Annotated in this window: 13 protein-coding genes and 1 pseudogene; 13 read left to right on the top strand and 1 reads right to left on the bottom strand. The window is 49.0% G+C overall.

Annotated features, from left to right (window positions below):
• Nucleotides 1-5: 5 nt before the first annotated feature.
• The 3 genes from HP398_RS15455 (at nucleotide 6) to HP398_RS15465 (ending at nucleotide 3,164) form a co-directional block, all read left to right on the top strand.
• Nucleotides 6-1,421 carry a serine hydrolase gene (locus HP398_RS15455; RefSeq protein WP_173623037.1) on the top strand — a complete coding sequence of 472 codons (1,416 nt, stop codon included), beginning with the start codon at nucleotides 6-8 and terminating at the stop codon, nucleotides 1,419-1,421.
• Nucleotides 1,422-1,555: 134 nt separating this feature from the next.
• Nucleotides 1,556-2,275, top strand: coding sequence for a 3'-5' exonuclease (locus HP398_RS15460; RefSeq protein WP_017251200.1), 720 nt, complete (start codon nucleotides 1,556-1,558; stop codon nucleotides 2,273-2,275).
• 25 nt (nucleotides 2,276-2,300) lie between these two features.
• Nucleotides 2,301-3,164: a GNAT family N-acetyltransferase gene (locus tag HP398_RS15465; protein WP_173623038.1), complete on the top strand. Its 864-nt coding sequence runs from the start codon at nucleotides 2,301-2,303 to the stop codon at nucleotides 3,162-3,164.
• Between the two features lie 63 nt (nucleotides 3,165-3,227).
• On the opposite strand, the gene HP398_RS15470 is transcribed toward HP398_RS15465, so the two are convergent.
• Nucleotides 3,228-4,196: an MraY family glycosyltransferase gene (locus HP398_RS15470; protein WP_017251198.1), complete on the bottom strand. Its 969-nt coding sequence runs from the start codon at nucleotides 4,194-4,196 to the stop codon at nucleotides 3,228-3,230.
• A gap of 185 nt (nucleotides 4,197-4,381) precedes the next feature.
• Between HP398_RS15470 and HP398_RS15475 the strand changes: the two genes are divergently transcribed.
• The 10 genes and pseudogenes from HP398_RS15475 (at nucleotide 4,382) to HP398_RS15520 (ending at nucleotide 13,555) form a co-directional block, all read left to right on the top strand.
• Nucleotides 4,382-4,774 carry a hypothetical protein gene (locus HP398_RS15475; protein WP_017251197.1) on the top strand — a complete coding sequence of 131 codons (393 nt, stop codon included), beginning with the start codon at nucleotides 4,382-4,384 and terminating at the stop codon, nucleotides 4,772-4,774.
• Nucleotides 4,775-4,847: 73 nt separating this feature from the next.
• A pseudogene (locus tag HP398_RS15480) lies at nucleotides 4,848-5,111 on the top strand (GNAT family N-acetyltransferase); the annotation flags it as partial.
• A 79-nt stretch (nucleotides 5,112-5,190) separates the two neighbouring features.
• Nucleotides 5,191-5,577, top strand: coding sequence for a hypothetical protein (locus HP398_RS15485; RefSeq protein ID WP_173623039.1), 387 nt, complete (start codon nucleotides 5,191-5,193; stop codon nucleotides 5,575-5,577).
• Between the two features lie 82 nt (nucleotides 5,578-5,659).
• The gene (locus HP398_RS15490; RefSeq protein ID WP_173623040.1) at nucleotides 5,660-7,516 is read left to right on the top strand and encodes a cache domain-containing sensor histidine kinase; all 1,857 of its coding nucleotides are present in this window, start codon (nucleotides 5,660-5,662) and stop codon (nucleotides 7,514-7,516) included.
• Nucleotides 7,488-8,246, top strand: coding sequence for a response regulator transcription factor (locus tag HP398_RS15495; RefSeq protein ID WP_173623041.1), 759 nt, complete (start codon nucleotides 7,488-7,490; stop codon nucleotides 8,244-8,246). The genes HP398_RS15490 and HP398_RS15495 overlap by 29 nt, the downstream gene beginning before the upstream one ends.
• A gap of 91 nt (nucleotides 8,247-8,337) precedes the next feature.
• Nucleotides 8,338-9,630 carry an ABC transporter substrate-binding protein gene (locus HP398_RS15500; RefSeq protein ID WP_173623042.1) on the top strand — a complete coding sequence of 431 codons (1,293 nt, stop codon included), beginning with the start codon at nucleotides 8,338-8,340 and terminating at the stop codon, nucleotides 9,628-9,630.
• 54 nt (nucleotides 9,631-9,684) lie between these two features.
• Nucleotides 9,685-10,371 (top strand): hypothetical protein, encoded by a 687-nt coding sequence (locus HP398_RS15505; RefSeq protein WP_017251191.1) that lies wholly within the window; start codon nucleotides 9,685-9,687, stop codon nucleotides 10,369-10,371.
• Between the two features lie 11 nt (nucleotides 10,372-10,382).
• The gene (locus tag HP398_RS15510) at nucleotides 10,383-11,321 is read left to right on the top strand and encodes a carbohydrate ABC transporter permease (RefSeq protein ID WP_017251190.1); all 939 of its coding nucleotides are present in this window, start codon (nucleotides 10,383-10,385) and stop codon (nucleotides 11,319-11,321) included.
• Nucleotides 11,311-12,168 carry a carbohydrate ABC transporter permease gene (locus HP398_RS15515; protein WP_017251189.1) on the top strand — a complete coding sequence of 286 codons (858 nt, stop codon included), beginning with the start codon at nucleotides 11,311-11,313 and terminating at the stop codon, nucleotides 12,166-12,168. Before HP398_RS15510 ends, HP398_RS15515 begins: the two co-directional genes overlap by 11 nt.
• A gap of 43 nt (nucleotides 12,169-12,211) precedes the next feature.
• A complete protein-coding gene (locus HP398_RS15520) occupies nucleotides 12,212-13,555 on the top strand; it encodes an FAD-dependent oxidoreductase (RefSeq protein ID WP_173623043.1) in 1,344 nt (447 codons plus the stop codon).
• Nucleotides 13,556-13,562 lie beyond the last annotated feature (7 nt).

Below are 13,562 nucleotides of genomic sequence, written 5' to 3' on the forward strand. Positions count from 1 at the left end.
TGAAAATGACGGCATGGAAAGAACAGTTCCACACGTATGCACAGCAGCTGCTGGACGAGGCAAAGGCTCCGGGCGCAGCTATTGCTGTTGCACGTGATGGTGAGCTTTTGTACGAAGGGACATTCGGTTTTCGTGACAGAGAACAGCAACTGCCACTTTCCCTCGACACCGTTTTTGGCATCGCATCCATCACTAAATCGTTTACCTGCGTTGCGATCATGCAGTTGCAGGAGGGAGGCAAGCTGTCTGTCCACGATCCGGTCGTAAAATATTTGCCTGAGTTTCGGGCGGGCGACCACGAGCTGACAGCACGAATGACGATTCATCACTTCATGACACATACGCCTGGAATAGCGCCCATGCCTTACTTAGACGGCGCAATGAGGCGGAGCATGGAGAATGATCCTGCTGTCATTGGAACCAAAGCAGAGGAAGAACTGAAGACCGTGCCTTACTTGGATACGTACGAAGAAGTCACGAAAGCCATTGCTGGGTTCGAAGCGAAGCCGCTCTCAGAGCCAGGAGGTGCCTTTAGCTACAACAACGATGCGTATGGGCTTTTGGGGGCGATCATTGAACGGGTTAGCAACCAGACGTATGAAAACTACGTTGCGACGCATATTTTGCAGCCATTGGGTATGAACAGAACCGTTTTCTCCGTGGATGAATTGGCTGACAAGGACGACGTCACGATTTTGTATACCAACAAAAAAATCGATGACGAAAACCAAATCATTGCAGCACCCATCTGGCACGATGCCCCAGCAATGCGAGCGGCAGGGTTCCTCAAATCCACGGTGAACGATCTGCTCGCCTATTTGGAAGTCTTTCGTCAGGGAGGAGCGGGAAAACCGACACCGATTCTGTCTGCCGATAGCGTCCGGCAGATGCTCACTCCCTTTGCTCGTGTGGACGGGCACCGCTCATACGGCTATGGACTGATGGTCTCGCCTGCCTTTCCAGATGGCTTGCTGGTAGAGCATGGCGGATCGCTGAAGGGAATCAGCTCGCACATTTTCTCGGTTCCGGATCAAGGGATTACGGGCGTGATTCTGGTCAATCTCGATGGAGTGAGCGTCCGAGAGTTGGTTCTCGGCTTTTTGAACAGTTATTTTGCAAGGCCGGCTGGCGCTCCGGTCTATGCCTATGATCCATACGAGGTCGCTGATGAGCAATTGTCACTGTACGAAGGTCGCTACTCTTCGCAGGAATGGGTAAGCGTATCGATAGCCAAAAGCGAAGGCAAGCTATTCTTGGAAGTGGATGGTCTCTCGTATTCACTGATACCCGTACAAAAAGACAGCTTCGTTTTCCAAAAAAGAGATTCCATCCCTTGGATTGAGTTTTTCCGGGATGAAGACGGGCAAATAGTTAGGATGAGCTACGGATTGCGTCAGTTGACGAAGGAATCCACAAAATAAGCCAAGTGACAAGGGGAAACAAAAGAATTTTTAAAAAAGTGGTTGCCACTCAGGCAGCCGCTTTTGTCTTTGTTTTGCTTTCTATGCCCGATCCAAGCCATAATAGAGACAATACATACAGGATGTGATTAGGCTTGCAGATCATTGTTTTTGACCTTGAAACGACACTAACGTATCAGAGAGACAAGATCCCGGAAATTATTGAGATCGGAGCGGCAAAAGTCGTGCCCGGAAAAAATGGCGTGGAGGTCGACACATTTCAGCGCTACACCTTTCCAGCCATTGAGCGCCGAATCACAGAGAGGACGCGTAAGTTCATCGGTCTCGATAAAGAGAATATGCCAACCTTTATCCCGTTTCGCCGGGCATTCGCAGAATTTATGGAGTGGATTGGCAACGATTCTGAATACTACCTGTGCACTTGGGGGCAAGACGACAAGCGTTTGATGATCGAGCATTGTGCGCGATTTGGTTTGGACTTCAACTGGATGCGCAATTACAACGACATCCAGCCGCCGATTAGCATGCTTTTGGCTGATCGCAAACAGATGAGCCTGAAAGAAGCAATCGACACGGCAGGAATCATCCAGGAGGGCAGACTGCACTCGGCCTTGGTCGATGCCATCCACACAGCTCATTTGCTCATCAAATACAACAAGACGGTGCACCTGAAAGAAAACACGCCAGAAGAGAACTACAATTTGTCGAGCTCGTTGTACATTACGTGCCGATCTTGCAAAAAAAGCAAATACTACACGGCTTTCGGGCGAAAAAGCAGAAGATGCGAGGCTTGCTTGCAACATCGCAAGAAGTTGGAAAAAGCCGCAGAAGCAGCAACCGTCCAGCAGAGTTAACGGGAGAGAACGGAGGAGTGCGTAGATGATACGACAAGCACAATCCAATGACAAAGAGACAATCGTCACGATGATTGGCGAAGGCATGCTTTGGAGGACCGAAGAGATTGGCGATATCGTGGAAAAGGCTACGGTTTACATCTGGGAGGAAAACGATCAAATCATGGGCTGCGGCACATATGATTTGAACTCCTCTGGCGAAGACGGAACAGCAGAAATATACGTCTATACACGACCAGATCATCGAAAGCGAGGAATCGGCTCTCGGCTGTTCGATAAGCTGTGGCTGGAACTGCAACAGCACGAGGAGAAGCCGATGGCCGTCATGGCTACCTACCGCGTAGAACACGGGCAGGGTGCTGATTTTTTTGCCAAGAGAGGTTTTGCTTCTATCTGGGGCCACCATCTGATGAAATACACAGGAGAGATCGGGCCGGAACCGACACTCGACGTACGAAAGTTCATCGAATCCGATATGGAGATGTACATCCAATCGCAGAGTGACGCTTACTACGAGGTGCGCAAAGGCATTGATCTTCAGCCATACCGTCTGGCGGATTATCCTGAGAAGACGATGAACGCATGGAAAAACTGGCTGCTAGGTGAGATGAGAGAGGACATTTATTTGTTCGAGCATGAAGGAGTATTCGTCGGGTCCTTGATCATCACAGGGCATGGCGAGGTCTACGATGTGTTCGTAGATCCCGTGCATCAAGACAAAGGCTACGGCAAAGAGCTTGTCCGTTTTTTTGTGAATCGGACGCTGGAAAAGGGTTTGAAGCCGCATCTCGTCACAGGTACCCACAATGAACCTGCGATTGCATTGTACGAACGGACAGGCTTTCAGACGTTTCAGACGACCACGACAGCGAAGAGAGACTTCGCGTAATCCGCCCATAAAAAATGCCGCAGGGATTAGACCCAAGCGGCATTTTTCATTGTGACCGATAACCTATACTCCGAGCAGGAGCAGGATAATGGACGTCAGACTAAAGCAAACACTGATCAAGCACAGGAAGGTGACGACCTGTTTTGGATTGAGTCCAGAACGCAGCAGGCGATAATGAACTTGACTGGCATCTGCTTGGTAGATCGGCTTTCCTTGTAGGAAGCGTTTGGTCACTACAAACAGATTATCAAAAATTGGCACACCGAGTGCTAAAATCGGAATGAACAAGGAGAGAACCGTTGCCTGCTTAAAGGCACCATCCAACGCGATAACCGCCAAGATAAAGCCGAGGAAGGTCGCGCCTGCATCTCCCATGAAAATTTTGGCCGGCGGCTTGTTGTACCGCAGATAAGCCAAGGCAACACCGATCAGACTGATCGCCATGATCGCAGATGTGCTTTGTCCTTTTACCAAGGCAACCACGAAGAGCGTGCCTGCGGAAATCGCAGAAAGCCCTCCAGCCAAGCCATCCATGCCATCCGAAAAATTGATAACCGTCGTTACTCCGAAAATCCACAGAATGGTCAGGATGAACTGCAACCATTCCGGGAGCAATATGTATTCGCCACTCAATGGATTGTAAAAGCCGGAAAAAGTAATACCCGACAAGTAGACAATCACGGCGGCTGATACTTGGACGATCAGCTTTGGTAAGGCGGAAAAATCCTTGCCTTGCGTCTTGTACCAGTCATCAATGGTACCGATAATAAGCAGCAGTAGTGAGCCTGTTAGAACAGCAATCGTTTGCCCAGTCGATTCTTTCGAGAAGAGCAAAAACGATGCAGCAAAGCCGACAAAAATAGCGTAGCTTGCTGTCAATGGGATAGGCTCCCGGTGAATCTTTCTTTCCACGTCTTTACGTGGCTTGTCCACAAAATCAAGGCGAAATGCCAATTTTGCCAGAGGCGGAATCAGCACCATAACGATACAAAACGACAGGAAAAACGAAAGAGCGTACGTTATCGTAACCATCTCCTACAGGTAGTGAGCTTTCTATTGCAAAGATACTCGCATACTGTGTTGTTTGACAAGTCTATTATAGGAAGGATTCCAAATTTTGTCGACTCTTGTAATCACGTGAGGATGAGGTACCAAAAAAAGTTGGTACTTATCTCCAGTAGATCCGATCCCTATAATCCTTCGTAGGAGGGATCCACATGGAATACATGGCATTATGGTTTATCCTAGGAATCATTTTTTCCATAACACTCGCCGCGAAGCAGATCAGGCCCTGGCTAAAATTCGTTATATTCGGTTACTACCTCGTGCTATCTTACTTATTTGTCTCACGTAAAGAACAGATATATAGTGAATATCATCGGGTGCCCGTGCCGGAGCAGTTCTGGGAAACCAACTCGGATTGGGTGGGATTCATACTCGGTTTTTATTTTGTTCCATTTCTCCTCATCCTGCTGTTCATATACTTTTGGTTGTTTCGAAATGCCAACAGTGTGAAGAAACGGTTTTTCATTGCCCTTACCATTGTACCCGCAGCGATTATCTATCTATGCTTGCTGTTTGTTTTCAGTATGTACGGATATCGACCTTGATAAAGAGATGTTAGATATGGAGGGGCTCTTATGAAGTCAGCGCTTTGTTATCGGGAAGGAATCGAGTTTTCAGAGGAAGAACTGCGTCATCGCCAAGCTGATGGTTCATCCTACTGCGCAGCGTCAAGGGATTGGGCGTGGACTGATGCTGCTGGCAGAGGCAAGGGCCCTTGCTGAAAACCGCAGCCTCCTCGTTTTGGATACACGAGCGGACGACCCTTCCAACCAGTTGTATCAGTCGATGGGCTATCAAGAAGCAGGACGGATTCCGGGGTTTGCCCGAGCGGCTGATGGTAGCTTGCATGATACCGTCCTTTACTTTAAAACATTGGAATAGTCGTACAAGCTACAAGCGGACGGTTAACAGGCGTCCGTTTTTTTGTTTTAATAGTATGAAAAAAGCTGGGGAGGTTCTCATGAAGGTATCCAAGCTTAGGTCTGGCCAAGAGGTTATCATCCGTTTAGGAAAAATCACTGACGCAGAAGCCTTTATTGCATTCGTACATCGCCTATCAGGAGAGTCGGATCATTTGTCATTTGGACAGCAAGAATGGACAGTCACCCCTGATGAGCAAAAAGAAAACATCAAAAGATGTCTAGAAACTCATAATCAACTGTTTTTAATGGCAGAGGTGGACGGGAGAATTGTCGGGAACCTGACTTTTCGAGGGGGGATCCGATCGCGGACGCAGCATGTGGGTGAATTTGGGATAGGCTTCAAGGAATTTGGTACATTGACGAGAGATTTTATGATTGAGGATACATTCTACGATTGTCTCTACATGGGCATCGAAATAGACTGAGGAATAGACCGTCAGGATTTTACCTGGCGGATTTTTTGATGGATAAAATACTGATTATTCGAACAAACGGAAAGGGGCCATCATGAAAAGGAAAGTCTCGACGCTTTTTTTGCAAGGAACACTGCGGGCAAAGATTCTCACGCTTTTTCTCTGCTTGATCGCAATCCCGCTAAGTTTGCAAGGAATCATTACGTACAACAAGTTTTCGGCTTCAACGGAATGGAGGACGGCTGAATACACAGGGCAGATTGTGGGTCAGATCAATCGCAACCTGGAGCGCAATATACGGGAGATGAAGCGTTTATCACTCATGCCGCTCTATGATCCAGAAGTCCTGTCCATTTTAAAAGAAATTCAGACGAATACGTCGGCTACTTCTTTTCTCTCCATGGAAAAAAGGGAGAAGATGACGCTGTATATATCCAGTCTTTCTTATAGCCGACCAGAAGTAAAGGGCATTCAAATCATCGCAGGGAATGGCATGATTTTTTCCAATCTGGACCCTTCCATCATGAAGAGCAAGGGAGATTTGGCAGAAGAGGGATGGTATTCGCGCGTAATCAAGGAACAGGGGGCAGCCGTCATTATTCCACAGCATCGGCCCGGCTATTATTTGGATGCTTCTGGTGAGCGCTATGTGTCAGTGGCTCGGTTATTGCGGGAGCCGTATACGAAAGTACCGCTCGGAATCATTAAAATCGATATGAAAATGGCCATGTTTGATCAAATCTTGTCCGATATGCCTTTTACCAAGGATGGGAGCTTGATCATCGTCAATGAGGGAAACGAGCTGTTTTATGAAAAGAGAGATAGCGAAGGCTCGCCGGGTTATCGTACTTTGTTGCAAGAAACTGACGGGATCAATCGCGGGGATGCGAATCAGATAATGATTCAGGGACAGCAATATCTCTTTGTGGATCATCAATCGAGAGAGACGGGGCTTGTAGTGATTAGTCTGATTCCGCTCGACGTCCTGCTCGCAGAATCCAATAGCTTGCGCAGTTTTACGATGCTGATTGCGGCGATGTTTTTACTCGTCGCTGGCGGACTCGCGATTTATTTTTCCTATTCGCTCAGCAAGCCGCTCGTTCAATTGAAAGAAAAAATGCTGCAAGTAAAGCGAGGGAACTTCCATGAACGAGTTCCTGTCGATTCCCAAGACGAGATTGGGAAGCTGAGCGAGCAATTTAATCAGATGGTCGAGGAAATCAACCGCCTTGTCAATGAGGTCTATCTCAGCAGCTTGCGTGAGCGGGAGGCGGAGCTGGCGGCCTTGCAGAGCCAGATCAATCCGCATTTTATTTACAACACACTCGAATCGATCAATATGATGGCGATCCGCTCAGGTAATTACGATGTGTCCGACATGGTTTCTTCGCTCGGAAAACTCATGCGCTATACGGTCGCTCGAGAGGATGGTCACGTTACACTGACGCAAGAACTCGTATCGTTACAATCCTACGTCCGTATCCAAAAGATTCGTCTGGGAGATCGCCTTCGGGTGTATATGGACGTGGAAGAGAGCCTGTCGGATCAGCGTATCCCGAAGCTGCTACTACAGCCATTGCTTGAAAATGCAATTGCACACGGGATTGAGCATCAAGAACAGGGAGGGACGATATGGCTCACGGCGCTTTGTCAGGAGGGTGTGATGCAAATCAGCGTGAGGGACAATGGCAAGGGAATGTCTGAGCAATCATTACGTCGTCTGCTCGCAAGTCTGCGTACGCCTATGCAGCAGCATGAGTTGACAGGGAACGGACACAATGGGACAGCATTGCGAAACATTTCCCAGCGGCTGACCTTATTGTTCGGGGATGAGTACGGGCTGACGATTGTGAGCAGACCAGATCAAGGCACGGAAATTACGATGAAGATTCCGCTCGATTTTCAGAAGGGAGAATCACGCCATGTACAAAGTATTGCTGGTGGAAGATGAACGAATGATTCGGGAAGGCTTGAAATTGTTAATTGAAAAAGGAACGTCCGGTTTTGCCGTCATGGCAGAAGCGGAAAGTGGAAAGGATGCCCTGCATTATTTGCGTACGGAAATGCCTGATTTGATTGTGACGGATATCCGCATGCGGGAAGTCGACGGCTTGGCGCTGATCGGGAAAATTCGGGAGATGTACGAGGAGCTGCCCATTGTGATTATTAGTGGCTATGGTGATTTTCACTACGCACAGAAAGCGTTGAAGTACAAAGTCTCCGACTATCTCTTGAAGCCCATTGATCGATTAGAGTTGGTGAGCACGCTCGCAAAAATCAGGCAAGTGTTGGATCGCAAAAAGAAAGTCAGGGAAGAAGAAAACAGCGTCGACGGCAACCATCGAGAAGAAAGACAAATCATTCGTAAGGTAAAAGCATTTATTCACGATCATTTGGACGGTGATCTGAGACTCCAGACGCTGGCGGAGTCTGTTCATTTGAATCCGATCTATTTGAGTCAATTGTTCAAGATCGAGACGGGGGAAAATGTCTCTGACTACATCACGCAGGTGAGGATGAACCGCGCCAAGCAGCTGTTACACGAGACGAGCCTGAAGGTGTATGATATCGCCCGCTTAGTAGGGTATCAGAGCGCGAAGCATTTCATGCTGGTATTTAAAAAGGAAGTCGGGATGACACCCGGGAGCTATCGAGATCTCGTAGGGAGTAAAGATCTTTAAATCTGATACCAAATCTGAATTCCGCGTGATTTATCTTACTATTCACTCAATTTTATACTGGTGACAGGGAAAACAGATAAGGAGGTACGCCATGAAAAAGGCAATCCTGTTGGCATTGTCTACTGCTTTGACAGCGTTTACATTTGGGTGCAGCAACACCGCGACGACTCCCGGTGACTCCGCAACAGGCAAGAAAGAAGCAGTCGAGCTTACGTTTTTGACATGGGGCAACCAAGCCCACCTGGACCTGTATACGAAGCTCTCTGAAAAATTTACGCAACAAAACCCGACCATCAAAGTGAAGCTGGAATCTGTGCCATTCCCCGATTACCAGCAAAAGGTGACGGTGCTGGCTGCTGGTCAGGAGCTGCCTGACATCGGTTGGGTGTCTGAGCGAATGGTGCCGCAGTTTATGGAGAATGGGATATTGGAAGATATCTCGGATGTAAAGAACGACGCTGCTTTTAAGCTGGACGACTTTATTCCGTCGACGCTTGAGCTGTTCCAAAAAGACGACAAATTGTACGGACTGCCGTTTTCTACTCCGCCTACCGTCATGTTTTACAACAAGGACTTGTTTGACAAGGCAGGCTTGAAATCACCGAACGACCTAGCGAAAGAAGGAAAATGGACGTGGGAGGAATTTGAAAAGTCGGCGCAGGCGATCTCGAGCGGAACCGGGGCGAGCAAAATCTACGGGGCCAACTTCTTCCGCGATTGGAAAACGTGGATCATCCTGTCTTCCTATTCATGGTCAAATGGCAGCGGCCCGTTCAACAAAGAAATGAATCAGTTTACATGGAATGACCAATACGGGGTGGAGACACTCAGCATGCTCCAACGGATGATGTTTACAGATGGGTCGCATCCGAAGGCGGGTGAGCAGGTCAGCTTTGAATCAGGGAAAATTGGCATGTTCTTTGATGTGTACAGCTACGTTTCGAAGGCGCGAATGATAAAGGACTTCAAGTGGGACATTGCTCCTATGCCAGCGGGTTCAAAAGGCTCGGCACCGATGCTCGGTCAGGCAGGGTATTCGATTTTCAAAGGAACAAAGCATTTGGAGGAGACCAAGCTATTCCTCAAGTTCCTCGCGAGTGAGCAGGGTGTCCAAGAGACCTCGACTTACTTTGTACCGCCGCGCTTGTCTGTGCTGAATTCCGATCCGTTTTTGAATGTTCCAGGCAACCCAGACCCTGCACACATCAAGCAGGCGGTTATCGATGAAATGCCTAAGGCACACCTGCAACCAGGTCATGTGGACTGGCAAAAAATCGACACGACGATACTGGCTGGTTTTGATCAATTATTCGGTCAAACGGCACAGCCTGCGGATATCGTGAAGTCGCTGGAAGAGAAAGTCAATCCCATCATGAAAAAGTAAGCTCATCACAACGGTCTGGGATACAGGCCGTTGTGACTTGAGAAGGAGGTTACGATGAATCGTTTTCGACAGGCACTGGAAGAGAAGCCGTTTCTGCTCATGGTCAGTCTCCCGCAAAACGACGAGACCTTAGCCAGAGCTGCGATGGAAGAAGGCGCAGATGGTTTGAAGATGCACATCAATGTGTACCATCGTGCCAGTGGCAACCGGTTTGGTCCTCTGGCTGAATATACGGACTTTCTCCAAACGATACGCAGCCAGTTCGCAGGGCCGATTGGCATTGTTCCGGGCGGGTCAATGGAGGAGCTCAATCCCGAGGAAATCAAACAGTTCGATTCGCTGGGAATCGATTTCCTTTCCATCTATGGTCATCATTTGCCAGCGTCCCTTTTGAAAAACGAAGGGGTGGCGAGTACGTTTGCCATCGATGATCAGTTTGATTTGTCCCGATTGGAAGCCGTGAAGCATTTTCCCATGACCGCATTGGAGGCATCGATTATTCCGGGGAGTGAGTATGGCACGAGGCTTACATTTGCCGACCTGCTCACCTATCGGTACATCGTAGAGAAGGCGGGCATCCCCATCATCGTTCCGACACAGCGAAAAATTGTGGCGGAAGATATGGAAGCTCTGCGAGAAACGGGAGTTCGTGTCTTGTTAGCTGGAGCGATGGCGATCGGGAGGACCGAGGATGAAATGCGCCGTTCCATCCATGCATTGCGGAATGCGATTGACAACTGAGGAGGGATCGTATGGAGAGCAATTTGAATGTCCCGCTCTCTCCTGACAAGAGAACAAGTGGCACAAGGAAAAGATCCTTCAGCCGGGAAGCAAATCTGACAGGATGGCTGTTTATAAGCCCGATGGTCATCGGGTTTGTGGTGCTGTTGCTAGGCCCGCTTTTGCTCGCGCTGTACATGAGCTTTACGGATTGGCCGTTACTGGGGGAAGCCGAATTTATTGGTTTGGAAAATTACCAAGCGATCTTTCAGGATACCGAATTTTGGACAGTCGTGGGCAATACATTTGCGTTCTCGGCCGGTCTCGTCCCCCTGAACATCGTGTTGGCGTTGGGGTTGGCCTTACTGCTCGTGCGCAAGCTGCCGGGGATCGGGATTTTCCGCACGGCCATTTTTGTGCCGGTCATGACATCGCTGATTGTCTGGGCGATTGTGTGGAAGTATTTGTTTGCGACAGACACGGGGTTCATCAATCAAATCTTGCAGATGTTCGGGATTACAGGCCCCTCATGGCTTTACAATCCAAAGCTGGCGATGCCGGTGGTGATCGTGACGAGTGTCCTGAAAAATGTGGGTCTGAACATGGTTCTGTTTATCGCTGCCTTACAGCAGGTGCCTGTTCACTTATACGAGGCGGCGCGCATTGATGGAGCTAGTCGGACGCGTCAATTGTTTCAGATTACGATCCCGATGATTAGTCCGACGGTTTTTTTAACCACGTTGTTGACGATTATCGGCTCGCTCAAGGTGTTTGGGCAGATTTACGTCATGACCCAGGGTGGGCCGGATAACAGCACAAAGGTGCTCGTCTATTACATATGGGAGCGTGCCTTCAAAAACTTTGAATTCGGCTATGCGTCTGCACTTGCCTTTGTGCTGTTCTTTATCATTTTAGTCTTTACGCTCTTGCAGTGGCAGTTTAGAAAAAGGTGGGTGTTCCATGAAGAGTAATCGCCACGGATTACAAGCGGGCAAGTTATTGGGGATTGGCGGTCACTATGTGGCGTTAGGAGCGATCTCCCTACTGATGCTGGTGCCTTTTTTGTGGATGCTTTCTACATCGTTAAAAGAGCCGGCCAAAATATTCGTCTTTCCGCCAGAGTTTATCCCTTCATCAATCCGCTTGGAGAACTACACGGAGGTTTTGGCGAATACGCCGTTTCATCTGTTCTATTGGAACAGCCTGTACATTGCGATTCTGGTCACGGTTGGAACGGTATTATTTGCCTCGATTGCGGGCTATGCGTTTGCCCGAATTCCGTTTCGCGGACGCAATATCGTCTTTCTGGTGCTGTTGTCGACGATGATGATCCCACATGAAGTGACGTCGATTCCGATGTTTTTGTTCATGCGCATGCTTGGGTTTATCAACACGCATGTGCCGCTGATCGTGCTTCCCATTTTTGGAGCAGGCGGAATTTTTGGTGTGTTCGTCATGCGCCAGTTTTTCCTTGGGATTCCGAAAGAACTGGAGGAGGCGGCGATGATTGATGGCTGCTCGCGTTGGCGGATTTACTGGAGCATCATGTTGCCACTAGCGAAGCCAGCTATCGCGACGCTGACGATTTTTACGTTTTTAACGAGCTGGAACGAGTTTTACGATCCGCTCATTTTCATCAACGACAGAGAGCTGATGACGCTACCGCTCGCTTTGTCCTTGTTTACTGACGAAGTAGGGACAGCTTGGCATCATCTGATGAGTGCGTCCGTCATGGCGACCTTGCCGCTTTTGATCGTGTTCTTTTTCGCCCAAAAGCAGTTTATCGAGGGTGTATCGATGACGGGCCTAAAAGATTAAAAGATTAAAGGATGAAAAGAAGTTCAACAAGGAGTGAGTGCAGATGGATCGAGTAGTGGAAGCAGATGTAGTCGTGGTAGGCGGGGGGCCAGCAGGAATCAGTGCCGCTCTCGCCAGCGGACGATTGGGAGCCAAGACGATCCTGATCGAGCGTTACGGCTTTCTCGGAGGGATGTCGACGATTGCGCTCGTTTATCCGTGGATGACGTTTCATACGGAGAAAGGCGAGCAAGTCATCAAAGGAATTGCACAGGAAATCGTCGACCGCTTGCAAGAAAAGGGGGGATCGCCTGGACATTTGCAGGATACGGTGGGATTCGTGAGCACAGTCACGCCGTATCATCCGGAAATTTACAAGCTGGTCGCTGTGGAAATGCTCAAGGAAGCGGGCGTCAAGCTGTTTGTCCACAGCTTTGTCGATCAGGTGAAGGTAGAGGGGACAGAGATTACTTCTGTTACACTCACTAGCAAATCGGGCCAGTATGAGATCAAGGCCAAGGTGTTCGTCGATGCGACAGGCGATGCAGATATCGCTCATTTATCGGGGGCGTCGACGAGCAAAGGGCGAGATGCAGATGGACTGACTCAGCCGATGACCATGAAGTTTCGCATGCGCGGCGTCGATTTGGAGCAGGTGAAGCAGTACATGCTTGATCATCCGGAGGAGTTTTATCACAAGACGCCCTTTGCACAGCTACCGTCCATTCCACTGACGGGTGTCCAAGGCTTTTATACGCATTGGAAGATGTCAGGTGTTCCGATTAATCGGGATCAAGTTCTGTTTTTCACAGGGCCCGAGAGTGATGAAGTTCTGATCAATTGCACGCGTGTGCAGGGACTGGATGGAACAGATGTCGAGGACTTGACGGAAGCGGAGGAAGAGGGAAGACGTCAAGTGTTATTGATGTCTGAATTTTTAAAAAGCAGAGTCTCGGGCTTCGCGAAAGCATCCATCTCCGCAGTCGGAACGCAAATTGGAATCCGCGAGACACGCAGAATCGTCGGAGAGTACAGCTTGACGATCGAAGACGTGGTAACGGGTAGACGTTTTCCGGATGTCATCGCACGAAGCGGCTATCCGGTTGACATTCACGATCCTTCTGGCAAAGGCGTAGTGGCAGCAGATATTGAAGGAGAGGGCGCTTATGACATTCCGTATCGATGCCTGATCCCTCAATCCATTGACAACCTGCTTGCGGCGGGGCGTTGTATCTCCACGACACATGAGGCGCTGGCTACGACCAGGCTTACCCCGAGCTGTATGGCTACAGGGCAAGCAGCAGGTACAGCAGCGGCCATTGCATTTCACGACCAGACCATTCCGCGTTTGATTCACGTGGCGAAATTACAGGAACAATTGCGTCTAGCGAATGCCGTCCTCGATTAAACCTTTT

Source organism: Brevibacillus sp. HB1.4B (assembly GCF_013284285.1).
GTDB classification, from domain to species: Bacteria; Bacillota; Bacilli; order Brevibacillales; family Brevibacillaceae; genus Brevibacillus; species Brevibacillus porteri.